This window comes from Virgibacillus indicus (assembly GCF_002266285.1).
GTDB classification, from domain to species: domain Bacteria; phylum Bacillota; class Bacilli; order Bacillales; family Amphibacillaceae; genus Virgibacillus_K; species Virgibacillus_K indicus.
This window is the reverse complement of sequence record NZ_NPMS01000001.1, coordinates 295111-321392: the sequence shown is the minus strand read 5'-3', so window position 1 is coordinate 321392 and position 26282 is coordinate 295111. Positions and strand designations below refer to the sequence as shown.

Annotated in this window: 24 protein-coding genes, 1 other RNA gene and 1 other annotated feature; of the genes, 5 read left to right on the top strand and 20 right to left on the bottom strand. The window is 38.2% G+C overall.

The window, feature by feature from the left end; genetic code table 11:
• Nucleotides 1–17 precede the first annotated feature (17 nt).
• On the top strand, nt 18–1301 hold the full coding sequence (locus tag CIL03_RS01605) for a replication-associated recombination protein A (protein ID WP_094883462.1): 1284 nt from the start codon (nt 18–20) through the stop codon (nt 1299–1301).
• A 173-nt stretch (nt 1302–1474) separates the two neighbouring features.
• A complete protein-coding gene (locus tag CIL03_RS01600) occupies nt 1475–2143 on the top strand; it encodes an RsfA family transcriptional regulator (protein WP_094883461.1) in 669 nt (222 codons plus the stop codon).
• A gap of 162 nt (nt 2144–2305) precedes the next feature.
• Here the strand turns inward: CIL03_RS01600 and ssrS are convergent.
• From ssrS to CIL03_RS19720, 4 genes are all read right to left on the bottom strand, one after another.
• A non-coding RNA gene (gene ssrS, locus CIL03_RS01595) (6S RNA) lies at nt 2306–2494 on the bottom strand.
• 105 nt (nt 2495–2599) lie between these two features.
• Nucleotides 2600–4369 carry an aspartate--tRNA ligase gene (gene aspS, locus CIL03_RS01590; RefSeq protein WP_094883460.1) on the bottom strand — a complete coding sequence of 590 codons (1770 nt, stop codon included), beginning with the start codon at nt 4367–4369 and terminating at the stop codon, nt 2600–2602.
• Nucleotides 4366–5652 carry a histidine--tRNA ligase gene (hisS, locus tag CIL03_RS01585; protein WP_094883459.1) on the bottom strand — a complete coding sequence of 429 codons (1287 nt, stop codon included), beginning with the start codon at nt 5650–5652 and terminating at the stop codon, nt 4366–4368. The genes aspS and hisS overlap by 4 nt, the downstream gene beginning before the upstream one ends.
• Nucleotides 5653–5707: 55 nt before the next feature.
• Nucleotides 5708–5925: a binding site (T-box leader), on the bottom strand.
• A gap of 67 nt (nt 5926–5992) precedes the next feature.
• Nucleotides 5993–6169, bottom strand: a complete 177-nt coding sequence (locus tag CIL03_RS19720) for a hypothetical protein (protein WP_165767867.1) — start codon at nt 6167–6169, stop codon at nt 5993–5995.
• Between the two features lie 96 nt (nt 6170–6265).
• Here CIL03_RS19720 and CIL03_RS01580 point away from each other — a divergent pair, with 96 nt between their 5' ends.
• On the top strand, nt 6266–7300 hold the full coding sequence (locus tag CIL03_RS01580) for an N-acetylmuramoyl-L-alanine amidase family protein (protein WP_094883458.1): 1035 nt from the start codon (nt 6266–6268) through the stop codon (nt 7298–7300).
• 29 nt (nt 7301–7329) lie between these two features.
• Here CIL03_RS01580 and dtd read toward each other — a convergent pair whose 3' ends face one another.
• The 7 genes from dtd to CIL03_RS01545 all read right to left on the bottom strand — a co-directional run bounded on the left by dtd (nt 7330) and on the right by CIL03_RS01545 (nt 16288).
• Nucleotides 7330–7776, bottom strand: coding sequence for a D-aminoacyl-tRNA deacylase (gene dtd / locus CIL03_RS01575; RefSeq protein ID WP_094883457.1), 447 nt, complete (start codon nt 7774–7776; stop codon nt 7330–7332).
• A 181-nt stretch (nt 7777–7957) separates the two neighbouring features.
• Nucleotides 7958–10159, bottom strand: a complete 2202-nt coding sequence (locus tag CIL03_RS01570) for a RelA/SpoT family protein (RefSeq protein WP_094883456.1) — start codon at nt 10157–10159, stop codon at nt 7958–7960.
• Nucleotides 10160–10334: 175 nt separating this feature from the next.
• Nucleotides 10335–10847: an adenine phosphoribosyltransferase gene (locus tag CIL03_RS01565; protein WP_094883455.1), complete on the bottom strand. Its 513-nt coding sequence runs from the start codon at nt 10845–10847 to the stop codon at nt 10335–10337.
• Nucleotides 10837–13161 carry a single-stranded-DNA-specific exonuclease RecJ gene (recJ, locus tag CIL03_RS01560; RefSeq protein ID WP_094883454.1) on the bottom strand — a complete coding sequence of 775 codons (2325 nt, stop codon included), beginning with the start codon at nt 13159–13161 and terminating at the stop codon, nt 10837–10839. Before recJ ends, CIL03_RS01565 begins: the two co-directional genes overlap by 11 nt.
• A gap of 58 nt (nt 13162–13219) precedes the next feature.
• Complete coding sequence (locus CIL03_RS01555) at nt 13220–13564, bottom strand: LapA family protein (protein WP_094883453.1); 345 nt, start codon at nt 13562–13564, stop codon at nt 13220–13222.
• Between the two features lie 114 nt (nt 13565–13678).
• The gene (gene secDF / locus CIL03_RS01550) at nt 13679–15934 is read right to left on the bottom strand and encodes a protein translocase subunit SecDF (RefSeq protein WP_094883452.1); all 2256 of its coding nucleotides are present in this window, start codon (nt 15932–15934) and stop codon (nt 13679–13681) included.
• Nucleotides 15935–15988: 54 nt separating this feature from the next.
• Nucleotides 15989–16288: a post-transcriptional regulator gene (locus CIL03_RS01545; protein ID WP_094883451.1), complete on the bottom strand. Its 300-nt coding sequence runs from the start codon at nt 16286–16288 to the stop codon at nt 15989–15991.
• Between the two features lie 114 nt (nt 16289–16402).
• On the opposite strand from CIL03_RS01545, the gene spoVB reads away from it, so the two are divergent.
• Entirely contained in the window at nt 16403–17953 is a 1551-nt protein-coding gene (spoVB, locus tag CIL03_RS01540) for a stage V sporulation protein B (protein ID WP_094883450.1), read from the top strand.
• A gap of 38 nt (nt 17954–17991) precedes the next feature.
• Here spoVB and CIL03_RS01535 read toward each other — a convergent pair whose 3' ends face one another.
• Nucleotides 17992–19293 (bottom strand): ArsB/NhaD family transporter, encoded by a 1302-nt coding sequence (locus tag CIL03_RS01535; RefSeq protein WP_094883449.1) that lies wholly within the window; start codon nt 19291–19293, stop codon nt 17992–17994.
• Between the two features lie 129 nt (nt 19294–19422).
• Here CIL03_RS01535 and CIL03_RS01530 point away from each other — a divergent pair, with 129 nt between their 5' ends.
• A complete protein-coding gene (locus tag CIL03_RS01530; protein WP_094883448.1) occupies nt 19423–19803 on the top strand; it encodes a TIGR04086 family membrane protein in 381 nt (126 codons plus the stop codon).
• 132 nt (nt 19804–19935) lie between these two features.
• Here the strand turns inward: CIL03_RS01530 and yajC are convergent, their stop codons facing one another.
• The 8 genes from yajC to CIL03_RS01490 form a co-directional block, all read right to left on the bottom strand.
• On the bottom strand, nt 19936–20196 hold the full coding sequence (gene yajC / locus CIL03_RS01525; RefSeq protein ID WP_094883447.1) for a preprotein translocase subunit YajC: 261 nt from the start codon (nt 20194–20196) through the stop codon (nt 19936–19938).
• Nucleotides 20197–20234: 38 nt separating this feature from the next.
• Nucleotides 20235–21374, bottom strand: coding sequence for a tRNA guanosine(34) transglycosylase Tgt (tgt, locus tag CIL03_RS01520; protein WP_094883446.1), 1140 nt, complete (start codon nt 21372–21374; stop codon nt 20235–20237).
• 17 nt (nt 21375–21391) lie between these two features.
• A complete protein-coding gene (gene queA, locus CIL03_RS01515; RefSeq protein ID WP_094883445.1) occupies nt 21392–22420 on the bottom strand; it encodes a tRNA preQ1(34) S-adenosylmethionine ribosyltransferase-isomerase QueA in 1029 nt (342 codons plus the stop codon).
• 14 nt (nt 22421–22434) lie between these two features.
• Nucleotides 22435–22632 (bottom strand): DUF2905 domain-containing protein, encoded by a 198-nt coding sequence (locus CIL03_RS01510; protein ID WP_094883444.1) that lies wholly within the window; start codon nt 22630–22632, stop codon nt 22435–22437.
• Nucleotides 22629–23633, bottom strand: coding sequence for a Holliday junction branch migration DNA helicase RuvB (gene ruvB / locus CIL03_RS01505; RefSeq protein WP_094883443.1), 1005 nt, complete (start codon nt 23631–23633; stop codon nt 22629–22631). The genes CIL03_RS01510 and ruvB overlap by 4 nt, the downstream gene beginning before the upstream one ends.
• A 20-nt stretch (nt 23634–23653) precedes the next feature.
• Nucleotides 23654–24256, bottom strand: a complete 603-nt coding sequence (gene ruvA / locus CIL03_RS01500) for a Holliday junction branch migration protein RuvA (RefSeq protein ID WP_094883442.1) — start codon at nt 24254–24256, stop codon at nt 23654–23656.
• A gap of 99 nt (nt 24257–24355) precedes the next feature.
• A complete protein-coding gene (locus CIL03_RS01495; protein WP_094883441.1) occupies nt 24356–25087 on the bottom strand; it encodes a YebC/PmpR family DNA-binding transcriptional regulator in 732 nt (243 codons plus the stop codon).
• A 594-nt stretch (nt 25088–25681) separates the two neighbouring features.
• Complete coding sequence (locus CIL03_RS01490) at nt 25682–26233, bottom strand: YhcN/YlaJ family sporulation lipoprotein (protein WP_094883440.1); 552 nt, start codon at nt 26231–26233, stop codon at nt 25682–25684.
• Between the last annotated feature and the right edge of the window lie 49 nt (nt 26234–26282).

Sequence of the window (26282 nt, the reverse complement as noted above, 5' to 3'; positions counted from 1 at the left end):
ACAAAAGGACGATTAAAATGAAACAAAAACCACTTGCATATCGAATGAGACCGGATAATATTTTTCAAATAATAGGTCAGGAACATCTTGTTGCAGAGGGCAAGATTTTAAATAGAATGGTTCGCGCAGAGCGTCTGGCTTCCATGATATTATTTGGTCCTCCGGGCACAGGCAAGACTTCAATGGCAGTTGCATTAGCGAAAACGGTTGGTATTCCTGTGAAAACACTAAATGCAGTAGCTGATAAAAAAAAGGATATGGAAATCGTTGTAGAAGAAGCTAAAATGATGGGACAGACTGTGCTTATTTTAGATGAAGTTCATCGATTGGACAAAGCAAAACAGGATTTTCTGCTACCCCATCTTGAAAGCAATCTCGTAACACTTATTGGCTGTACAACCAGCAACCCCTATCATTCGATAAATCCAGCTATTCGAAGCAGATGTCATCTGTTTGAGCTTCATCCGTTAACTGCAGATAATGTAAAAACTGCTTTGGATAGAGCATTGGACGACGAAACAAATGGTCTTGGAAAAGAAGCTATTAAACTTACAGAAGATGCCTCTGAACATCTGGCTGCCAGTGCGAACGGTGATATGAGATCCGCCTTGAACGGACTTGAATTAGCCGTTTCTTCCACACCCAAAAATGAGGAAGAAGAAATTATTATTACACTTGAAATAGCCGAAGAATGTATGCAGAAGAAAAGCTTTTCGCACGACAAAGGCGGAGACGCACATTATGATGTTCTATCAGCCTTTCAAAAATCAATTCGCGGAAGTGATGTCGATGCTGCACTGCACTATTTAGGTAGATTAATTGAAGCGGGAGATTTGGACAGTATTGCCCGAAGAATGATTGTAATAGCATATGAGGACATAGGTCTTGCTAACCCACAAGCAGGTCCGCATGCTGTAGCAGCAGTACAGGCAGCAGAACGTCTCGGTTTCCCAGAGGCACGTATTCCACTGTCTGTTGCTATTGTTGAACTAGCCTTATCACCAAAATCAAATACAGCATATAAAGCTCTTGACGCAGCCCTTTCAGATATACGAAGCGGAAAAAGCGGTGAAATTCCTAAGCATTTGAAGGATTCCCATTATCAAGGTGCCAGTAAATTAGGCAGAGGAAATGAATACAAATATCCGCATAATTATGATGGCGCCTGGGTTAACCAGCAATATCTTCCGGATTCTATAAAAAATAAACACTATTACAATCCAAAGAATTCAGGGAAATTTGAACAAGCTATTAAACAAGTTTACGAAAAAATTCAGAAGGAGAAAAACAAGCAGGTATAAATCCTTTTTCTTAAGGTAACAATAATTATAAATATGGAAATCTAGTGTATTTTACTGATAAAATAGGATAGTTTTTTTAGGAAATCAGTATAAGTACAACTAAGGCTTTCGCCATAAAGACTTGGCGATAAGCCAAGTTTTCTAATGTTACCCGAAAAAGGAGTTGAAGAATTATGGTGAAAGTTAGACAAGATGCTTGGTCACATGAGGATGACTTGTTATTGGCAGAAACCGTTTTGCGTCATATCAGAGAAGGAAGCACACAATTAAATGCTTTTGACGAAGTCGGTGATAAATTAAACCGGACATCTGCAGCATGCGGTTTCCGCTGGAATGCAGAGGTTCGAACCAAGTATGATAATGCTATTGATCTTGCAAAGAGACAACGTAAAGAGAAGAAACGTGCGATGGCTGGAAATCTGCAAAAAATTAGAAAACCGGTTATATCCCTGCCGCAGAATGCTGAACAATATGAAACTAATGAAGCGTTTAGCCTGCCTGAAGCCGAGGTGAATGAACCAGCTATTACAATGGATATGGTTATCCGATTTTTGAAGGATATGAAAAAAGATTATCATGCCTCCAATCAATCAAAAGCATCACTAGAGCTAGTGCAAAAAGATAATCTTGATTTAAAAGAAAAAGTTGAAACACTGGAAAAACAGCTGTCACAAACAGAACAGCAGCTTTCTACTATTCAGGAAGATTACCAGGCATTCATTCAGATTATGGACAGAGCCAGGAAAATGACTGTACTTGATGATCAGGGCTCCATGTCTGCACCTGCATTTCGAATGGATAAAAACGGAAACCTGCAGCAGTTAATTCAAGGATCGAACTAAATATTTTAGTACGAACATAAGCGCGGGAACCCCGTAAAGCGACGTTAGTATTGCGCTCCACAGGACTTGGCAGTTTTTGTTCAAGAGTTAACTGGAGTTAAAATCATTAGTTTAAAACAAAATGGACCTGGATAATCATCCAGGTCCATTTTTTATGTATCTATTAATCCCAATTATGCCGTCTAATTTTAAGTTTTGATCCCGCTCCAGGCAGGTGGGTGCTTTGTTTTATGTATGTTATGCTTCCTCAAGCAAGCTGAGGCTTGCACGCAACATAAAAACCCATTCAAGCTCCCAAGTATACAGTTGTTCGGTCAAAACACTTTTAATAGACGAACACATCAGGATTAATGATTTGTTTGTAAATTTATCTTAACACAGACTTTATATATTTTCAATATTTACAAATATAAATTATTCATTACATTTATTACAATTTACCAACAGTTAAAATATCTAGTTATTTTTTTCATTCAGCTGAATAGCAAGCTCAATTAATTGTGCTTCACTTACTTCATTTGGTGCATCTGTTAATAAATCTGAAGCGGAAGCTGTTTTTGGGAAGAGAATTGTATCCCGCAAATTTGTTCTTCCGGATAGAAGCATTATAATCCGGTCTAATCCCAGGGCAACTCCGCCATGCGGAGGTGCACCATACTCCAATGCTTCAAGCAGGAAGCCAAATTGCTCATTTGCTTCCTCTTCGGAAAAGCCAAGCACTTTAAACATTTGATCCTGCAATTCCTTTTTATAAATACGCAGAGAGCCGCCTCCTAATTCATAACCGTTTAATACGAGGTCATATGCATTTGCCCGGACATTTGCTGGATCAATTGTTAACTTGTCCAAATCCTCCTCCACTGGTGAAGTAAATGGATGATGTGCTGCAAAATATCTGCCAAGGTCCTCATCATATTCCAATAATGGCCAATCGGTTATCCATAGGAAGTTAAACTTTGACTCATCAATCAAATTCAGCTCTTTGCCTAACTTAAGACGAAGTGCCCCCAGACTGTCATATACAATAGAAGTCTTATCGGAAACAAATAATAATAGATCTCCATCACTTGCATCGGCACGGTCAACAAGACCCATTATTTCTTCCTCAGTCAAAAATTTGGCAATCGGACCTTTTAATTCATTTCCTTCAGCCTTCAGCCATGCCAGTCCTTTTGCATCATAAACCTTAACAAAATCAGTCAGTTTATCTAAATCTTTTCGTGAATAATTGGCTGCTTGTCCCTTCACATTTAGTAAACATACCTTTCCTCCCGAGGAAATTGCACCTTGAAATACTTTGAAAGCTGAATTTTCAAGGACATCTGAAACATGTATTAATTCCATGTCAAATCTTGTATCCGGTTTATCTGATCCAAAACGCTGCATTGCTTCATCATATGGCATTCTCATCAGCGGCAATGAAATATCGATACCTTTAATATCTTTCATTATTTTTTTCATCATTTGTTCTGTCATTTCCATAATTTCATCACTTGACATGAATGAAGTCTCAATATCAATTTGTGTAAATTCCGGTTGACGGTCAGCACGTAAATCTTCGTCACGGAAACACCTTGCAATTTGATAATACTTCTCAAAACCACTCATCATAATCAATTGTTTGAATAACTGCGGTGATTGTGGCAAGGCATAGAATTCACCTGAATGTACACGGCTTGGTACCAGGTAATCCCTGGCTCCTTCTGGTGTGCTTTTTGTCAGAATTGGTGTTTCCATTTCTAAAAACCCATTATCATTTAAAAAGTTTCTTACTGATTGCGTAGTTTGATGACGTAATTTAAATGTCTCCTGCATTGGACTTCTTCGTAAATCTATATAACGATATTTAAGACGCAAATCTTCTGATACGTCCGTTTTATCTTTAATAGCAAAAGGAGGTGTTTTCGATTTATTCAGGATCTTCAAATCTGAAGCAAATACTTCAATCATACCTGTTTCCATCAGATGGTTAACTGTAGATTCATCCCTTCTGACAACAGCACCTTTTACTTCAATTACATATTCACTTCGAACCAATTCGGCAATTTCCAATGCATCCTGAGAATAATCGGGATTGAAAACAACCTGAACAACTCCAGACCTGTCCCTAAGGTCAATGAAAATTAATCCACCTAAATCTCGTCGTTTTTGTACCCAGCCTTTCAGTAATACTTTCTGGTCAATATTCTTTTCCCGGATTTCTCCAGCTAATACACGTTCGTTCATTCTTCTCTACCTCCCGGAAGCTTTTCTTTCAAGGTGTCAATTAGACGATTCAATGGAAGTTCTTCTTGTTTCCCTGTTTCCATTTCTTTTACAGTAATAACCTGATTCTCCAATTCATCCTCACCTAAAATAAGTACATATTTGGCTTTGTATCGATCTGCCGCTTTAAATTGAGCCTTCATTTTACGATCCTGATAATCTTTATCTGTTTGGACCCCATTTTTCCGCAGTTCATGCACTAGACGCACTGCTTCCTTTTCGGCCTTTTCTCCGACAGCAACCAAATAGCAATCTAATTTTTCATCAATAGAAAAATCTACATTTTCAGCTTCAAGTGCCATCAGAAAACGCTCAAGTCCCATTCCAAATCCAATGCCCGGTGTAGCTGGTCCGCCCAGTTCTTCCACTAGGCCATTATATCTGCCGCCACCTGCCAAAGTAGTGATGGCGCCAAAACCTTTAGCTTCACTCATTATTTCAAAAGCAGTGTGGTTATAATAATCGAGCCCGCGAACAAGATTAGGATCTATCTCATAGCTGATCCCCATAGAATCTAAATAATTTTTTACCTGATCAAAATAGTCTCTCGATTCTTCATTTAAATATTCCAGGACAGAAGGAGCAGTTTTCATTGCTGGATGGTCGCGATCTTTTTTACAATCCAATATCCGCAATGGATTTTGCGTCAGTCTCAGCTGACAGTCAGCGCACAATTCTTCCTTATGTGGTTTAAAATGTTCCACTAAAGCTTCACGATGATTTGTTCTGCTTTCCTTATCACCTAAGGAGTTTATAACTAGTTTCAATGATTTTAATCCCATTTCCTGATAACAGCTCATGGCCAAATCAATTACTTCTGCGTCTACAGCAGGGTCTGCACTTCCGAGAACTTCTACTCCGAATTGATTTAATTGCCGCATTCTGCCTTTTTGCGGGCGTTCATAGCGAAACATTTGACCAAAATAATATAATTTCACAGGCTGACTTGGGTCACCATATAATTTATTCTCAACAAAGGCTCTGGTAACTGAGGCAGTTCCTTCAGGTCTTAGGGTTAAACTTCTGCCCCCGCGATCCTCAAAGGTGTACATTTCTTTTTGAACAATATCGGTGGAATCCCCGACTCCACGCTGGAATAACTCAGTATGTTCAAACATTGGTGTACGAATTTCTTCAAAATGAAACCTGTCACAAACATGTTTAATTTTATTTTCTACAAACTGCCATTTCTTCGCTTCACCCGGTAAAATATCAACCGTACCACGTGGTGCTTTCATATTCATTTGAATAAAACCCCCTTAATTTTAAATACAAAAAAACCCTCATCCCTTATAATATATAAGGGACGAGAGTTAACCCGCGTTGCCACCCTAGTTGATGTAAAATAACATCCGCTCTTCACAGTTAACGCCTGCAAAACGTTTATACCTACTTTATTTCGATATAAATCCTCAGGAATGTCTTTCATTAGCCCTATTTGTAAAAATGCTTTCAGCCAGTGGCATTTTCTCTCTTTCCAATTGGTTGCTAATTACTTTTTCCTTCACCGGACTTTCAATTTATTTATAGAGAATGTTCTTATAAACTTGAATGAATTTATATTAAGCTTTGCATGCAATATTGTCAAGCACGATTAATTTTTTTCTTTAACATTTTAACCTCTCCAACGGAAATCCCCAATTCCTCTGCAATTTCCATATGATTTGAATCCCCTTCCATTTCCAAAAAGTTATGGAAATTGACACCATATATATCTTTCTTAGTTGCTGAATTCCATTGTTTTTCACTAAAACGCATCATTTACTCCTCCTTTGATTTTAATAGCTTTGCCTTTAAGAGAAGTTTTTATTATACTTATTAAATAGAAATCAGAAATTTGCAGAGGAGGAACTTTACTTGCAGGTTAAGAAAACTGCCTTATTTTTCATCATGTTTTTCAGTGTATTTTTATTTACTGAACACATTCACGCAGATGAAGCAATTATAAACGTGGATAACCTGAATATACGAAATGGTCCAGGCTTGGACTATGAACAGATCGGCCAGGCAAATACAGATGAAGTATATCAAATCGTCGGAGAGCAGGATGAGTGGGTAGAAATTCAATTCAATAATAATACGGGGTGGGTTACTACAGAGTACATATCAGTTCGTACTGAATCCAATAATGAGAGCCCGTCTGCTGATACCATTACGATCCAATATGAAAATACGCACATTCGCAGCAATCCAGCTGTTGACAGCGACATTATTCATTTTGCCGAAAAGGGAGCTGTGTTTAACGTCATTTCCGAACAGGGTGATTGGTTTGAGGTTGAAAATGATGAAGCTACAGGTTTTATTAACAAAAACCTTTTAGGAGAGGATAAGACCTCTTCAACTACCGGATTTAAGAATAAAACGATTGTTATTGATGCGGGACACGGCGGACGTGATGTCGGAGCAATCGGTGCAAAAGGTTCCTATGAAAAAGATATCGCTTATCTTACAGCAGAGGAATTAGCCAAAGAGCTTACCATACTTGGAGCAGAGGTGCTTTTAACAAGACCCGAGGATGAATTCATTTCTCTTGGCAGCAGAGTAAGCTTTGCAAATATTATGGATACGGATGCCTTCATCAGCATTCACTATAATAGTGTCCCGCAACTTGCAAATGTAAACGGGATAGAAACTTATTACTATCATGAGCAATATGAGCAATTAGCTAATTATATTCAAAAAGAAATTGTGAAAGAAACAGATGCGGAAAACCGAGGGAAAACACATGGTGACTATCTAGTTATCAGACAAGCCTTTAAGCCTTCCGTGTTGCTGGAATTAGGATTTATTTCCAATCAGGAAAAAGAGGCACTCCTGCAAACCAGTGCATATCAGAAGAAAATTGTATCAGGAATTATTAATGGACTTGGTAAATATTTTGCTAATGAATAACCAAGGGATGGCAATCTCCCATCCCTTGGTTATTTTTCCTTACTGTCCAAAATTAAAGTAACTGGTCCTATATTTGTAAATTGGACTTCCATCATAGCACCAAACTTTCCTGTTTCAACAGTAATATCTTGTTCGCGAATCATCTGATTGAAGGATTCATACAGCTCATTTGCCTGATAGGGCTTTGCTGCATTCAGGAAATTTGGCCGTCTTCCCTTTCTTGTATCACCATACAATGTAAACTGTGATATTGATAAGATACTTCCACCGACATCAATTAATGATAAATTCATTTTCTCATTTTCATCTTCAAAAACCCGTAAGTTAACTATTTTATTTACCAGATACTTGACATCTTCTAGAGTATCCTCATATGTTACGCCTAATAGGACTACAAATCCATCAGCTATCTGGCCTGTAATTTCTTCTCCTGCTGTAACACTGGCGTTTTTTGCCCGCTGTATAACTGCTTTCATATAACAGGTACCCCTTTACTTCAATTGTTAGAAATCTTGGCATTCACTAAAGGTTGGGTGAGTGCCTTTGTTCAACGAAAAGTACTATTCGTCTGCGATGCCAATGCTTCGAAGTGTTCCTTATGCACTTATGCAGTAAGAAAGTAGTTATAGTTTCTTAACTGCCAAAAAAGGAGTTTCCTTATTGCAATGTCCTTGTTACTGTATATACGTCTTTTATTTGCTTGATTCTTTCAACAATTCTCCGCAAATGGCTGGTATTATGGATAAGGATTGTTATTTGAATGATTGCCATTTTATTTCGATCTGAGCGCCCATTAACATGTGTAATGTTTGTTTTTGTTTCATTTACTGCCTGCAATACTTCATTTAACAGACCCCGCCGGTCATAACCGGATATTTCAAGATCAACATGATATTGTTTTTGTTCTGTTTGGTTCTCTTCCCACTCTACATGGAGATATCGCTGTTTCGCTTCCTCTGTTTGAACATTTGGACAATCTGCACGATGGACTGAAACACCTCGGCCTTTAGTTATATAGCCGAGAATCTTATCTCCAGGAACCGGATTACAGCATTTGGAGAGACGGACCAGAAGATTATCGACACCTTCAACTCTTACGCCGGAATCACCTTTTTGCGGTCTTCTTGGTTTGACTTCTGTTTTAACTTCTTCAAGTGTTTCGGAAAGTTCCTTTTCCTTCTGTCTTTCTGCACGTATCTTATCTGTCAGACGAGTGGCTATCAGTGCTGCAGTTATTCCCTGATAACCAACAGCTGCATACATATCATCATCATTCATAAAGTTGAATTTTTCATGCACACGCTGCAGGTTTTCATTTGTCAACACTTCTTTAGGTTCGATAGATAAAGCCCTTATTTCCTTATCAATTGCTTCTTTTCCTTTTGCAATATTTTCATCTCTGCGCTGTTTTTTAAAGAATTGTCTTATTTTATTTTTTGCCTGTGATGTTTGGGTTATTTTCAGCCAGTCCTGAGATGGGCCATAGGAATGCTTGGAGGTCATTACCTCAATAATATCCCCATTCTTTAATTTATAGTCAAGAGGCTCCATTTTCCCATTTATTTTGGCTCCAATAGTTTTATTGCCTATTTCTGTGTGAATCTTATAAGCAAAATCCAGTGGAATCGAACCAGAAGGCAGTTCGATTACATCCCCTTTTGGTGTAAACACATAAACCATGTCAGAGAATAAATCAACCTTCAGTGATTCCATAAATTCTTCAGCATCATGTGTATCGTTTTGCCATTCTAAAATTTCTCTAAACCAGGTAAGCTTCTCTTCAAATGACTTTTTATTGCTGCTCACCTGCTTGCCTTCTTTATATGCCCAATGTGCAGCAATTCCATATTCGGCAATCTCATGCATTTCCTTCGTTCGAATCTGAACCTCCAGCGGATCACCTTTAGGACCGATTACAGTCGTATGCAATGATTGGTACAGATTTGGTTTAGGCATCGCGATATAATCTTTAAAGCGTCCAGGCATTGGCTTCCAGCATGTATGAATAATTCCCAGCACGGCATAGCAATCTTTTATGCTATCTACAAGTATTCGGACAGCAAGTAAATCATAGATTTCATTAAACTGTTTGTTTTGCTTAACCATCTTCCGATAAATGCTGTACAAATGCTTGGGACGGCCGGATAGCTCAGCTTCAATGTTAACTTGCTTTACCTGATTGGAAACCTCATCCATTACTTCCTGAATGTATGTTTCACGCTGGTTCCTTTTCTGCTTCATAAGCTGAACAATACGATAATATTGCTGTGGATTTAAATAGCGTAATGCTGTATCTTCCAATTCCCATTTAATCGTTGATATTCCCAAACGGTGGGCCAGTGGTGCGAAAATTTCCAGTGTTTCATTTGAAATTCTCCGTTGTTTTTGTGGTGGCAAATGTTTCAATGTGCGCATATTATGCAGTCTGTCTGCCAATTTTATTAGAATAACCCGGATATCCTTGGCCATTGCAACAAACATTTTCCGGTGGTTTTCGGCTTGTAATGCTTCTTTTGATTTATATTTTATTTTACCCAGCTTAGTAACCCCATCAACAAGCATTGCCACTTCATGGTTGAATGCCTCTTCTATTTTCTCAAGCGTAATATCTGTATCTTCAACGACATCATGTAAAAATCCCCCGGCAATCGTTTCCGGGTCCATTTCCAGATCGACAAGTATGCCAGCAACCTGAACAGGGTGAATAATATAAGGCTCACCTGATTTTCGGAATTGTTCAGCATGTGCATTTTTCGCAAACTCATAAGCATGACGAATAAAAGCAGTATCTTCTTCTGAAAGATACTTGCTTGCCTTTTCTATAATATCTTCAATTGTTATAATATCGTCTTTTGCCATATATAATCACCTTTATTCGCTGATTCGAAGATGTTTGATAATATAGTAAATAATTTTAATTATATGCTTTTCGACAAGATGTGTCCATTAATTATGGAAAGCTAAGTATTATTATATATAATAATAGGTCTGACGAGTACTTCCGAAACTCAATCAGACCCTTCTAATATGCTGCTTAGTAGGACATTAGCCTTAATACATCATAGCCTTTGAGCTTATCCATTCCATCAAGATAGCTCAGTTCAATGATGAATGCACACCCCACAACAATTCCACCGAGTTCCTCAACAAGTTTGATGGTTGCCTCAATGGTGCCTCCAGTTGCAAGCAGATCGTCTGTAATTAACACACGCTGCCCTGGCTTAATCGCATCTTTATGAATTGTAAGTACATTGCTGCCATATTCCAGCCCGTATTCGACCTTTATTACCTCTCTTGGTAATTTCCCCTCTTTTCGTACAGGTGCAAAGCCAATCTCCAAGGCATACGAAACAGGACATCCAATAATAAAACCTCTTGCCTCAGGACCTACGATGATATCCACTTGTTTTTCCTTCGCATATGACACAATCTCATCAATTGCAGATTTGTATGCTTTCCCATTATCCATAAGTGGAGTTATATCCTTAAATTTAATTCCTTCTTTTGGCCAATCTTCTACTATCTTAACATATTCCTTATAATCCATAGGTCAGTTCCTCCTCGGGTTCCGCCAAATATTCCATCTGATTGGTGAACCACTTCTTTAATTCATCATAGGTTGAGTAATATAATACTTTTTCAATATGTGCTTTATTTAATCGTTCTTGATAAACGTCAGATTCCTGTAAATCTTTTTTCGCTGGTTTTGATATTACATGAATGACTCCATTATCTATTTTAACAAATCCTAATTCAAAAAACACCTTCGATATAAAGATAATTCGATCTTTGTCCCAGCCTTTCATCTGCATAATCATTGACATTTCTGTTTTCAAATCAAGCACTTTCTTTTTTAATACAAGAGCATAAAACCATTTAAATTCTTGTCTGGATGGAAAAGCTTTTAAATAAAGACTGTCTTCAACATAATAACATGCATAAATATTATCCGGCTTTGCAGCAGTTACGATTTCCTTTAACCTGGAAAGATCAGGCGGCAGATCGTAAATAAATAATACATCTCTTTTACCTAAGGAATTTATATCTGTATCATATGTAAACTGATCAGCCTCTTCCGGCAACTCGATTATATTATTAACTAAAACTGCATTTTTTCCACTGTCATGGAGAAGCTGGGAAATATCCTGGTTTTTTTTGCCTCTATAATCAAATAGCTGCCATTCTTCAACCTTCATATCCTGCATGACAATTTGTGCTTTTCTATTCCCATTCCATTCATTAATTCCTAATTCTCCCACGACAGTTACAGGTGTATGCGGAGATAATTTCGAGAATAATTCTCCCATTCCAAAACCAATTCCCTCAAGCAAAGCATTTTCCTCTTTAAATTGAAGCTTTAAGTGATTATGGCTGCTTCCTATTTGTCTTGCATCTGAAGGAATATGTTTTATTTGGAATACAGGCTTTGGATTTTTCATTCCAAATGGTGCAAGTCTGTTAATTTCATTTACAAGTGATTCATTAACATTACTAACTTCTATTGTATTGCTCACTTCAATCACTTGTTTAAAATCATCCTCAGTCAATTGTGCTTTTATAATCTGATTAAGCTCTGTTCTAATCAAATTCATGTTTTCCAGCGGAAATGTCATCCCGGCAGCCTGTGAATGTCCGCCAAAATGGGTAAAAAGTTCTCTGACTTTCATACAGTTTGTAAATAGATCAAATGCTGGTATGCTCCGTGCAGAGCCTTTCACTTCAGAGACTTCAGGTTTTATTGCTAAAACGATTGCTGGACGGTCGTACTTTCGTACAAGCTTCGAGGCTACAATCCCAAGGACTCCTTCATTCCATCCCTCTTTTGCAACAATTAGGACTCCATCCCCGGCTTCAGGGTCGACCATCTTTTCAGCTTCCTTTACAATACTGCTCACAATCTGCTGCCTCTCCTGATTTAAATGATTTATTTCTTCTGCTATAGCTTTTGCTTCCTCGAAATCCTCTGTCATCAAAAGCTGTACTGCTAAGTCTGCATCCTGAAGTCTGCCAACTGCATTAATTCTAGGTCCAATTAAAAAACCCACATCTTCTTCGGTTACATTTCCTTCAATCCTGCAAACTTGTTTTAATGCCCTGATACCAGGATTTTTGGAAATGGTTAGTTTATTGAGTCCGTAATATGCCAATATTCTATTTTCGCTAATTAAAGGCACTAAGTCTGCAATAGTGCCAATTGCTGCAAATTCTAGTAAATGTTCTGGAAAATAACCCAAGAGGTTTTCAGCAAATTTTAAAGCAACACCTACTCCCGCAAGCTCCTGAAATAAATAGTTTGGAGAGCATTTCGGATGTATAATAGCATAGGCATCCGGCAAGGTTTCCTGTACCTCATGGTGGTCGGTTATAATTAAGTCAATGCCTAGCTGCTTCGCTATATTTGCTTCATTAACTGCAGCAATTCCATTATCAACCGTTATTATTAAACGATATCCTTCCTCATAAGCTTGTCTGAATGCCCCTTCATTTGGCCCGTAACCTTCTGTAAACCTGTTCGGTATGTAAAAATCACAGTCAGCTCCAAGCTCCTGTAATGCTTTTAACATGACAGTTGTTGAACTTACACCATCCGCATCGTAATCACCAAAAATAAGAACTTTTTCACCATTTTCAATTGCTTTATGTACACGCTCAGACGCTATTTCTATGGAATCCAGTCCTGATGGGCTATGCAGCATTTTTAAATCAGGTGATAAAAATTGAGCAGCTGCATCACTCGTAGTAATTCCTCTTTGGAGTAATAGATCTTTAACTACTTGTGACATATCCATATTGTCGTCCATCCACTGGTCCGTTGTATCCTGTAGCGCAGTATATTTCCAATTCGATTTACTATGTAACATAAACTCACCCCTGACTAATCAATTATACTAAAGAGAGTCAAGGGTAGCAATTGGAAGATTATTTCTTTTTCTTGTTTGAAGTGCCAGCAGTTACTTTTTTATTTCGTGTATCAGATAAATTTTCTTTTAATTTTAATCCATTTTTCTTTAGTATCTTTCTCATTTCATTATTTTCATTTTTATACATCTTTAATTCTTTCTGCATCTTGTACATTTTTACCATACCGGATGCTGCTGTAATAATACCACCCATCAGAACAGAAAACAGGATGATTAGAATAAGCGGAGATTTTCCACTCCAGAATAAATAATTTACTTCAACTGGTTCCACATTGGTAACTGCAAAAACTGCTACAATGATAACAAATAGAATTGCTAAAATAACATACGTTTGAGCTTTCATCGGGAATGCTCCCTTCCAATTAATGTTTTCATTTATAAATTACCCTTTTCTTAGCTTTTTTAAGCAAAATCCCTGCCACTTATAAGTGACAGGGATTATTGAAATAAGGTTTGATTATACTTGCGGACCTTCTACTCGTTTTTTCTTTGTAAAGTCTACCGGTCTCTTTTTAATCATTTTGCCACGCCATACCAGCCAGATCTGGGAAGCCAGCAATAAGGAAGAATATGTCCCAGCTATCATACCAACTGCAAGAGCAATGGCAAATCCTGTGATTGCCTGTGCACCTAGAAATAGAAATGCCAGTACAGCAACCATTGTTGTTATCGTTGTATTCATACTTCTTGTAAATGTGTTTACAAGACTGCCATTTACTATTTTGGCAAGCTCTTTAAATGATTTAACCCGTTTCTTGCGCTTGCGGATATCCTCTCTGATCCGGTCAAACACAACAATTGTATTATTTATGGAATACCCGATAATCGTCAAAATTGCTGCAACGATATTTATATCAAATTCAATTCTGGTTATACTGAATATCGCCAGCATAATAAACGCATCATGCAGTAATGCGATAATCGCGGTTATACCAAAGAAAAATTCAAATCGGATCGTTACATAAATAATCATTCCAATTGCAGCAATACCAATTGCAAAGATTGCATTTTTAACAAGTTCTTCTCCAACAATTGGAGAAATCACACTGACTGTGGGCTGAATTCCATATTTTTCATTGAAATAGGATTGCACTTCCGCTACTTTATCTTCAGACAAAACTGTTTCAAATCTAGTCACTGCAATTTCATTATTATTTCCTGAAAGCACAAGTGATTTAGCTTCCAGGTCAAGTTCATCCAGCCCATTATTAATTTCCTCGGTGGTTAAACTGCTGTCACTCGCAATCTCTATTCGCGATCCTGCTGTAAAATCAATACCTGGATTTAATTTTAATATTGCCAGTGCGGCTCCACCAAGCACTACAAGGATTGCAGTGATGATAAAGAATTTTTTGCGATGCTGCACAAAATTAACATTACGATTAAATAATTTTGGTTCCTCTTCTTTTGCAGCTATATCTCTTATGTCATCTTTCTTAACACCAAACCATGTTTTTCGATTGTTTAAAACTCGGCTTTTCACCCACAGGCCAAGCAATAATCTCGTACCAAATACCGCTGTAATAAAACTAACTAATATACTGACAATCAGCATCGTTGCAAATCCTTTTACCGAGCTTGTTCCAAAGATAAATAGTACCGTTGCAGCAAGTAATGTAGTTATATTGGCATCAATAATCGTGGTCAGCGAGTTTTTGGAACCTGCTTTAAATGCTGCCATGACTGATTTTCCAGCTCTTATTTCCTCTTTTATCCGCTCAAATGTAATAACATTCGCATCCACAGCCATACCGACACCTAAAATTAATGCAGCTATACCTGGCAGTGTTAGAACACCATTCATCAATTCAAACACAAGTAAAATCAAGTAGATATAAATACTTAGATTAACGGCTGCCACCATTCCCGGAAAACGGTAAAATGCTAGCATATACAGGAAGATGAGTCCAATCCCGATAAAACCAGCAAACACTGTTTGATTCAACGCCTTTTCACCAAACTGTGCACCTACTGAATTAGAATACAATTCTGTCATATTTACAGGCAAAGAACCGGAATTAATAATATCAGCAAGCTGTTTAGCAGATTCAACGGTAAAATTACCTTCTATCATTACATTAGTGCTATTTATTGGCTCTCGAACGCGTGGAGCTGAAATATACTTTGGATCTTCTTTTGTTGATTCTTCCTCAAAAGAATCACCTTCCTGATAATCCATCCAAATAACAAGCAGATTATTTGGCGGCCCCATTTGACTGATCTCGGTAGTAACATCACCGAATTTAGAAGCATCCTTCAGCTGCAGTGTTACAATCGGTGCATTCGAGTTTGGATCAAAGTCCTGTTTTGCACTGCCCTCTTTCACATCGGATCCATTCAATAATTCATTATCATTAACATCACGAAAAGAAAGTCTTGCTGATGTAGCCAGCATTTCGCGCGCTTCAGCCTGGTTCTCGACACCTGCCAGCTGTACCCGTATTCTATCTTCTCCTTCGATATCAATATTAGCTTCACTGATACCAAGCCGGTTGACACGATCATTTAATGTTTGTACGGTACCTTCCATTAAATTTCTTGTTACATCCTGATTCTCATCAACTGGTTCAACTTCATACAAAACTTCAAATCCGCCCTGAAGATCAAGTCCTAAATTTATATCCTTTGCGATACCTGTAACCGTTGTTCCAATCGTTGCTGCAAATAATACTACGATTAGAAAAAAGGCAACGATTTTGCCTCTGTTTTTCATAATTAAAATTGCCTCCCTTAATATCAACCCGGGGTACTACATTATGTACTACACCTATACTTCCTCCATATTTCCACCTGTTACGGCAGCTATGGAAGCCATCAAATCATCATCCTGATATGCTTTTACAGTCAAATAGCTCATATATACGGTTGAACCAAGATGGAAAACATCTTGTACAACTTCATATAAACGTTTGTCCGGATCACCCTTCCAGACTTTTTGAGTAAGACAATTCCAAATGTCTTCAGTCGTTGTCTTTGAGTAGCCCATTAATTTAAATTCTTCCATTTTGCTTACCAGGGCAGGATAAATCATCGGTTTCCATTCATTTACTGTATGTACAATTTCCAAGTTATTTCCTCCTGTCTTCGGAGTTAAAATATCGTTTGTCATGCTTGGCCCACTCACAAGCATATATATCATTGTATATGAAATTTTAATTTTTGAGAAGGCAGGTTGTCGATAATGTCCAAACAAACTTTTTTGCAGGGGACGTTGATACTGATTCTGGCTGGTATGATTACCCGATTTCTTGGCTTTATCAACCGATTAGTGGTTGCTAGACTAATGGGTGAAGAAGGAATTGGCTTATATATGATGGCCCTTCCCACTCTTTTTTTAGTTATCGCATTAACACAGCTTGGTTTGCCTGTAGCTATTTCCAAACGGGTTGCAGAAGCAGAGGCAAGAAACGACCAGCAAAAGGTTAAAAAAATCCTGGTAGTGTCATTGATTGTCACTGCAATCTCAAGTGTGTTTTTCACAACCGGAATGATAGCAGCAGCACCATATATTGCTACTTCATTATTAACAGATGACAGAACACTATTACCGCTGCTAGCCATTAGTCCGATTGTTCCCATTGTAGCTATTTCATCTGTGCTCAGAGGTTATTTCCAGGGCAAACAAAACATGAAACCACAAAGCTACTCACAGGTGATTGAACAAATTGTCCGGATTACATGTGTAGCATTATTTGTTAAACTGCTGCTCCCATACGGAGTGGAATTTGCTGCTGCAGGCGCTATGTTCAGTGTGATACTCGGTGAATTCATATCATTATTATATATGATATATATATTTAAAAGAAAAAAGAAAATAAAGCTGCGCACAAAGTTTTTTGCCTATTTAAAATCGAGCAGGGATACACTTAGAGAATTATTCTCTATTGCACTTCCTAGCACAGGGAGCAGACTGATTGGTTCATTTTCCTACTTTCTGGAGCCAATACTGGTGGCTAACAGTTTAGCAATTGCAGGCATTTCCAGTACGTTAGCAACAAAACAATATGGGGAACTGACCGGATTTGTATTGCCGCTATTGTTTTTGCCAACTTTTATTACACAGTCACTATCGGTAGCATTAGTCCCTTCCATATCGGAAGCTGAAGCAAATTCCAATAAAAATTTAATACATTACCGGATCCACCAATCTATTCGTCTGTCATTTGCTTCTGGAGCGATAGCGACAATTGTACTATCACTTTTTTCCATACCAATATTGACTTATATGTATGGAACGGCAGACGCAAGTAAATATTTAATTTTGATGGCACCCTTTTTTATTTTACTTTATATTCAGGCACCATTACAAGCAGCATTACAGGCACTTGATTTGGCCAAGCCCGCCATGTGGAATAGTTTAATAGGTTCTGCAGTCAAATTCGCAGTCCTGATTATGCTTGCATCAAATCCGAATTTTGGAATCATGGGTGTTGCAATTGCCATGTCTGTCGGTGTTGTACTGGTAACTCTTCTTCATCTTGCAGCACTTAGGAAAGCTATTAAATTTTGGGTTCCTGTTAAAGATATAAGTAAAATGATTGTACTTCTTCTTCTCACATGGAGCACCGGAAGGTTTCTGAAAAACATCTATGATTCAACGGACCAGAATATCATCCTGTTTATGCTTTTACTGCTTGTTTTAACTATAGTCTATATACTATTTCTTTTCCTGCTGCGATTTATATCAAAAGAAGAATTAAAACAGATTCCTATTATACAAAAATGGATTTAAAAAAGGTCAGTCTCTTTTAATAAAAGAGATTGACCTTTTTATATCGCCTGTCCAACATATGGCAATAAATAGCGGAAATAAATATAAACAGTTGAAATAATCAGGGAAATAAGCACAATTGGAATACCATACAGCATAAATCGAAGAAATGATATTTTTTGGTTTTCTCCTTCAGCCAATCCTGCTACCACTACATTGGCTGATGCTCCTACCAGCGTTGCATTTCCCCCGAGACACGCACCTAAGGCAAGTGACCACCAGATAGGATCCAGGTGTACAATCCCATAGCTTTCAAATTCCTGAACTACCGGTATCATTGCTGCAACAAAAGGAATATTATCCACTATACCGGAGAAAATGCCGGATACCCATAATATTAGTATTGCAGTTGTAGCATAGTCGCCATCTGTGGCAAGAACAATAGCTCTTGCCAATTCATCAATAATTCCAACCTCCTGTAAACCACCAACTAATGTAAAGAGACCAATAAAGAAAAACAAAGTAACCCACTCCACTTTTTCAAAAACATGCTCCGTGTCAAGTTCATTCTCTGTTAGCAGTAATAGTAATATTGCTCCTGTTAATGCTACGATGGTTAATTCTATATTTACAAATGCATGTAAAACAAATCCGGTGATGGTCATCAATAATACAGTAATTGACTTATAAAGCATTGGTGACTTTTTTAAATAAGAGGATGCATCAATTTTGAGCAATCCTTCTGTATTTGGTTCAATCTTTTGCAGCTGTTTTCGAAAAACGGCCCAAATCAGCAGCACCATTACAAAAAATATCAGCAGTGCCAATGGAGCCAAATGAACAAGAAAAGACATAAACGTCAGATGTTCTACAGCCTGGCCAATCATAATATTAGGCGGGTCTCCAATCAATGTAGCAGCTCCGCCGATATTGGAACTAAAAATAATTGCTATCAGGTATGGAAATGCCGGCAGATTCAACAGCTTTGTAATTTTAAGCATAATCGGGACAAATATTAGAACAGTGGTAACGTTGTCGAGTAATGCCGAGCCAACCGCTGTAAGTATACATGCTCCAATCAATAGAGGTATCGATGAACCGTTGACACGCTGAGCAAATTTCACAGCTATATAAGCGAAAAGCCCCGTCTTTTCAGTTATGGAAATCAGCACCATCATAGAAAACAGTAATGCAATCGTATTCCAATCAATATAGTTCATAAAAACTTCCTGGGTGGAGTAAATACCCGTCAGCAGCAATAAAACTCCCCCTGACAGCGAAACTGCTGCACGATTCAAACGGTCGGTCATGATAAAAAAATAGCTTACTGCAAATATGGTTGTTGCAAGAATGACATCCATTTCACACCCACTTTCGAAAAAAGCTTATCCTATAAAAAATATATGTGGAAAAAATTAAAATATTTTCGTCTAAATATATTTTGTATGAATAGAATTAGTGTAAATGGACAATCATGGAGGGGGAATTTCATGAAGAGAAATCAATTCATTGCATTGCTGTATGGATGGATCGTTGTACTTGGTTTAATTCTTATCGCAAGTGTTGTTTTAGCTTTTTTGCTTCGTTTTACAACGTTTAATGAATCTACACTAACATGGGTGGCTCTGGTTATTGGACTAATTTCATTATTTATTGGGGGATCTGTAGCTGGTGCCAAAGGTAAAGCAAAGGGATGGATAATCGGAGGCGTTACTGGGTTAGGTTTTACCCTGTTTACATTCCTGGTGCAATATTTAGGATATCAGCAGGGATTTTCTCTGGAACAGTCCATCCATCATGCCGGATTTATACTTGCAGCATTGTTCGGTGGTGTAATCGGTGTGAACATGACTGGAAAGACAGAAGGGTAAATAGTGAAATAAAAAGAAGTTACCGCCTTAAGTTTGCAGTAACTTCTTTTTATGTACCTATGTATTTTTATTCGATACATTAGAGTTCCGTAATATAAGCAACAGACTGCAGCCTATTGCTTATATGGAAACTTAATTTTGGACTACTTCGCGGATTGCTGAACGGTCATATGTAAGCTTACTCCCGTCACCTGCTTGAATAATAACTGTATTTTCATCAATTGCATGCACTACTCCATGAAATCCGCCAATTGTTACTACTGAGTCACCTTTTTGAAGATCTGCTTGCATCTCTTTCACTTTCTTTTGACGCTTTTGCTGTGGTCTGATCAGCAGAAAATAGAAAATCACAAACATTAAAATAATCGGTGATAATGAAATTAACATTTCCATTATAATTCCCCCCTCTCTTCATAAAAATAATTTTCTCTTTAAAAGTTTTTCGCATTCGGTTGATTTAAGCCATATTGTTCAAAGAATGCGTCTTTAAAGTCGCCAAGACGATCCTCGCTAATCGCAGTTCGTACTTGCTCCATTAATTTTAACAGAAAATGCAGGTTATGATAAGTAGTAAGTCTGAATCCGAATGTTTCATTACATTTTATTAAATGACGGATGTATGCCCTTGAGTAATTTTTACATACATGACAATCACAATTCTCATCGATTGGCCCAAAATCCCGGGCATATTTTGCATTTCTGACAACTAAGCGCCCATTTGATGTCATGCATGTCCCGTTTCTTGCTATCCTTGTCGGCAAGACACAATCAAACATATCAATTCCTCTGATTGCCCCATCAATTAACGAATCTGGCGACCCTACTCCCATTAGATAGCGCGGTTTATTTGGAGGCATGAGAGGTGTCGTAAATTCAAGTACATGATTCATCACGTCCTTCGGCTCACCAACGGATAGGCCTCCAACAGCATAGCCAGGAAAATCAAGAGAAACTAAATCTTCGGCACTCTGTTTTCTCAAGTCTTCAAATTCCCCGCCCTGGATGATTCCAAATAAACCTTGAACATCTTTACGTTCATGAGCATTCAGACATCTTTCAGCCCAGCGTGAGGTTCTTTCAACAGAAGCTTTCATATACTCATGAGTGGCAGGATATGGCGGGCATTCATCAAAAGCCATCATAATATCGGAGCCAAGTGCATTTTGTATTTGCATTGCCTTTTCTGGAGATAAAAATAATTTCTCCCCGCTTAAGTGATTACGAAAATGAACGCCTTCTTCTTTAATTTTACGCATATCACTTAAACTGAAGACTTGAAACCCTCCGGAATCGGTTAAAATTGCTCCATCCCAATTCATAAATTTATGGAGTCCGCCTGCTTCTTTGATGATATCCTCACCAGGTCTCAGCCATAAATGATACGTATTGGAAAGTATAATGTTAGCATTCATTTCCTTTAAATCTTCCGGACTCATTGTCTTTACAGTTGCCAATGTCCCAACAGGCATAAATGTCGGTGTATCAAACGACCCATGCGGAGTATGAACTCGCCCAAGTCTTGCACCTGTTTGTTTACAGGTTTTAAATAATTCATAGGTTATCGCTGTCATATTTGATTCGTTCCTTTTTAAAGTATTAGCATTGCATCCCCAAAACTGAAGAAGCGGTATCGCTCATTTACTGCTTCATTATAGGCTCTCAGTATCGTTTTCCTGTCAGCAAGTGCACTGACGAGCATGATTAATGTTGATTTCGGCAGATGAAAATTTGTTATTAATCCATCAACAGCTCTAAATTGATACGGAGGATAAATAAATATATCTGTCCAGCCGCTTGATTCTGCAAAAGCCCCATTATTATCTCTTGCAATGGTCTCAAGTGTTCTTGTTGATGTTGTTCCAACTGATATTATTCTTCCGCCTGCTTCTTTTATCTTTGTAAGGGTATCGGCAGTATCCTTCGTCATCTGATAAAATTCAGCATGCATTTTGTGGTTATCAATGGTATCCGCACTTACGGGGCGAAATGTACCAAGCCCTACATGGAGTGTAATAAATGCAATTGTCACACCCATGGATTTAATTTCCTCGAGGAGTTCATTTGTAAAATGCAGACCTGCTGTAGGAGCGGCTGCAGAACCTTCTTCTCTCGCAAAAACTGTTTGATACCGTTCTTTCTCAGGCAATTGTTCTTTTATATAAGGCGGCAATGGCATTTCTCCGAGCTCATCCAAAACTTCATAAAAAATCCCTGAGTAAGAGAATTCCAATATTCTGCCACCATGCTCCTTATAACCTGTACAGGTTGCCCGAAGCTTGCCATCTCCAAAAACAAGCTCCGTACCTACCTTTACTTTCTTCGCAGGCTTCGTCAGTACTTCCCAAGTATCTTTTTCCTCTTGGGTCAGCAATAAAACCTCTATCTTTGCACCTGTATCTTTTTTAACCCCATAAAGTCTTGCCGGAAGAACACGGGTATCATTTAAAACCAGACAATCACCTTTTTTAAAATACTGTTTAATATCTCTAAAATGCTTATGCTCGACTTCCTTTGTTTCCTGATCCAATACTAGGAGACGGGAGGAGGTTCGTTCCTTAAGCGGAGTTTGTGCAATTAATTCCTCTGGTAATTCAAAATCAAAATCTTCTATGTTCATGCTGAATCTCCTAACTAGCGAAATCTTCCAATAATGAAAAAGATTAGTGTTAAAATAATACTTACAACAATGGATGTCACAATAGGAAAATGGAAGGAAACATTTCCTTTTTTAAAACTGATATCTCCAGGCAATTTTCCGATAAATGTCCATAGCAGGCCAATGATTAAAAATACAATGCCAAGTATTATAAACATCTTTCCGATACTCATTCATTATCATTCACTTTCAAGCCAAAATGCTCATATGCTTTTGGCGTGACAATTCTTCCCCTTGGGGTTCGTTGAATAAATCCAATTTGCAGTAAATATGGTTCATATACATCTTCAATGGTTTGGGATTCTTCCCCAATCGTTGCTGCTATTGTATCCAGGCCAACAGGGCCGCCACGAAAGCCTTCAATTATACCTTTTAAAAGCTTATGGTCTATATGATCCAAACCTGCTTCATCTACCTGAAGCATCTTTAACGCTACATCTGTTGTCTCCAAGCTGATTTCTTCCTCACCTTTTACCTGAGAGATATCACGAATTCGTTTTAAGAGCCTATTAGCAATCCTCGGTGTCCCTCTGGATCTGCGGGCAACTTCAACGGAGGCTTCTCTCGTAATTGAAGTCTGGAAAATATCTGCTGTCCGTTCAACAATGGAACATAAATCCTTTGTTTCATAAAATTCAAGTCTGCTTAACACGCCGAATCTGTCTCTCAATGGGGCAGATAAAAGGCCAGCTCTTGTCGTAGCCCCAATCAATGTAAACGGCGGCAGATCAATTCTTACGGATCTCGCACTTGGTCCTGTGCCAATAACAATATCAAGAAAGAAATCCTCCATTGCAGAGTAAAGGACTTCTTCTACAGAGCGCGGAAGTCTGTGCACCTCGTCAATAAAGAGAACATCGCCAGGCTCTAGCGAAGACAGGATTGCAGCTAAATCTCCAGCACGCTCAATTGCAGGACCGGATGTAGAACGAAATTGCACGCCCATTTCATTAGCAATAATTGCAGCTAACGTTGTTTTTCCAAGTCCTGGAGGTCCGTATAATAATACGTGATCAAGCGGTTCTTCACGCATCTTTGCTGCTTGTATAAATATTTTCAGGTTTTCTTTTACTTTTTGCTGCCCTATATATTGATTTAATATGCTTGGACGCAAACTAAGTTCAACAGTGGAATCTTCATTCTGCAGCTCTCCAGTAACCATACGTTCCTCCATTATTATCCCCCCTTTACAGGTTATTTCATTAATAGAGCTAATGCTTTTCGAATAATTTCATCCGTACCTTTGCTGTTTTCTTTTTGCAGCTCAGGAATAATTCGTTTAATTTCCCTGTCGGTATATCCTAAGGACATTAATGCCTCTTGTGCCTCCTGCAGTTCATCATTGGTATCCTGTTTAGTTTCTCCAGTGCCATGATCACTGTTGCCTATTGACACCATAGTATTCAGCTTGCCTTTCAAATCGAGGATTATTTGTCTTGCTGTTTTTTTACCAACACCAGGAAAGCTTGTTAAAAACTTATCATCCTCTCGTTCTACCGCTGCGACAAAACCGGAAATATCAACCCCGCCGAGAATGCCTAATGCCCCTTTTGGCCCAATACCTGACACGGAGATGAGTTTGGTAAACAGATATTTTTCATCTTCGTTTTTAAAACCATACAGTATTTGTGCATCCTCCCGAACATGATGATATGTATTAATTTTAATTTCTTTATTTAATGCATCCTGAAACACAAAAGGACTAGCACATTTAAGTTCATATCCAACACCCTGTACATCAACGATAACTGAATCATCTTGAATATATGTAAGAATACCTTTTATATAAGCAATCATTCACTCTTCTCCTCTAATATTCCTGTAACTATTTTAACATATCTGCCGGGTAATTAATAAACTTCCATTCCTGGTCTCAGAAATAGAAGTTTATTTAGGTCAGTCTGTTACTTCTAAATTGTGATGGATGTCTTGTACATCTTCTTCGTTTTCAAGCATTTCGATCAGATTCAACATCTTATTCTCGTCTTCTTCGGACAATTTACTGTAATTTTGCGGTATTAATGTTATTTCTCCATCGGCAATGCTATAACTGCTTTCTGTTAAATGCTCGGAAACAGATTTGAAGTTTTCAGGTGCTGTAAATATTTCATAAGCACCCTCTTGTGTAACAATATCATCCGCTCCGGCTTCAAGTGCTTCCAGTGTGATTTCATCCTCGTCAATCGAACCATCTTCGTCTGAAATCACAATATAACCTTTACGATCAAACATAAAGGACACACTTCCATTTTCCCCTAAGTTGCCGTCATTCTTTTTAAATGCATGTCTGACTTCTGCAGCTGTACGGTTTTTATTATCGGTTAATACATTTACGATTACAGCAACTCCTCCAGGACCATAGCCTTCATAGGTGAGCTCTTCGAAACTAGCCCCATCGAGGGTACCTGTTGCTTTCTTAATTGCTCTGTCAATATTATCATTTGGCATATTATCTGCTTTTGCTTTATCTACTGCTAATCGTAAAGAAGCATTTGTTGTAAGATCTCCGCCTCCGTCTTTAGCTGCAATATATATATCTTTTGCATGCCGCATAAAGATTTTACCTTTTTTTGCATCCTGTGCATTTTTTCTTCTCTGTATATTCTTCCACTTAGAATGACCCGCCATCGGACATTCTCCTCTCTAGAAATTTCCTTTTTTACTATATCAAACTTCAGCCTAAAGTAAAAGTGCATAAATCCACAGTTTCTATAGAATGCGACGTAGTGAAAGTTCACTTGCGTCGTGCAAAAGCTTGTTGAATGCTAAAACTCGCTCCGGAAATACACTTCGCTTTCCGCGGGCTCGCGATGAGCCTCCTCGGTCGCAAAGAACGCTCCCTGTGGGGTCTCATCGTCTTCGCTTTCCCGCAGGAGTCTCAGTGTATTTCCTACGCTGATATCCTGATTACTGCCGATGAAGTGAACTAGTGAGCTATATACAAAACATAGAACCACCTCACCAGTTCGGGTGAGCGCAGGGTGGTGACTCCTTCGGGAATAGCACGAGTCCGAAGACCCCGCAGAGTGGTTTTCTCGAGGAGGCTGAGGCCGTGCCCTAAGGATGCGCATCCGCCCGGAGCGATCCCGAACGGTAGCATCAGCACATTTTTAGGAAATCAAACTAATTTTAGTATGCATTTTCCATCTACTGTTAAGTCTATTTTAAAATCATATGAATAATTTAAAGCCAAAAAGAAAAACCTTTGTGCAAAGCAAAGGTTTAGTCTTCAGTTCGGAAGAAATCGTCGATGTACTCTTCAATGTCATATTCTCTTTTTTCAGAGCCCATTCTGGCATCTAAATCTTTCATATGGTCCCAGTGTACTTCATCAGTATAGATTGTAACCTGTTTATCTGGTACAATACGCTCAACTTCTTCCTGTATTATTTTCTTAATTTCCGGATCTGATTTCTCACTTAAGATTACACCTACAATGATTCGTTCATCTGTTGAAGCAACCTGTGCCTGAACTATTTCCTTTTTCTCTTTTAATTGTTTGGAGATCAATTCAGATTCCTCATTTGTAAAAGGATCAGAAAACCCTCTGTGTGAATCAGAAGCATTCACTCCATCCTGCTCACTTTGCGGATAGCCTCCCTTTTCACCTATTGTCTTATCACGAATATTCAGTCTATCTTTTTGCTCTCGATCCGTTTCATAATTAATTGGCTGTGTATTGTGCTGCTCCCTGGTATTTTGTGCCTCCTCATTGACATCACTGCAGGCTGCCGTAAGTAAAAGGATAACTGTAATTGGAATAATTTTATACATAAAATAACCTCCCTTACATGTAGTTTGTATAAGAGAGATTATTTTACAC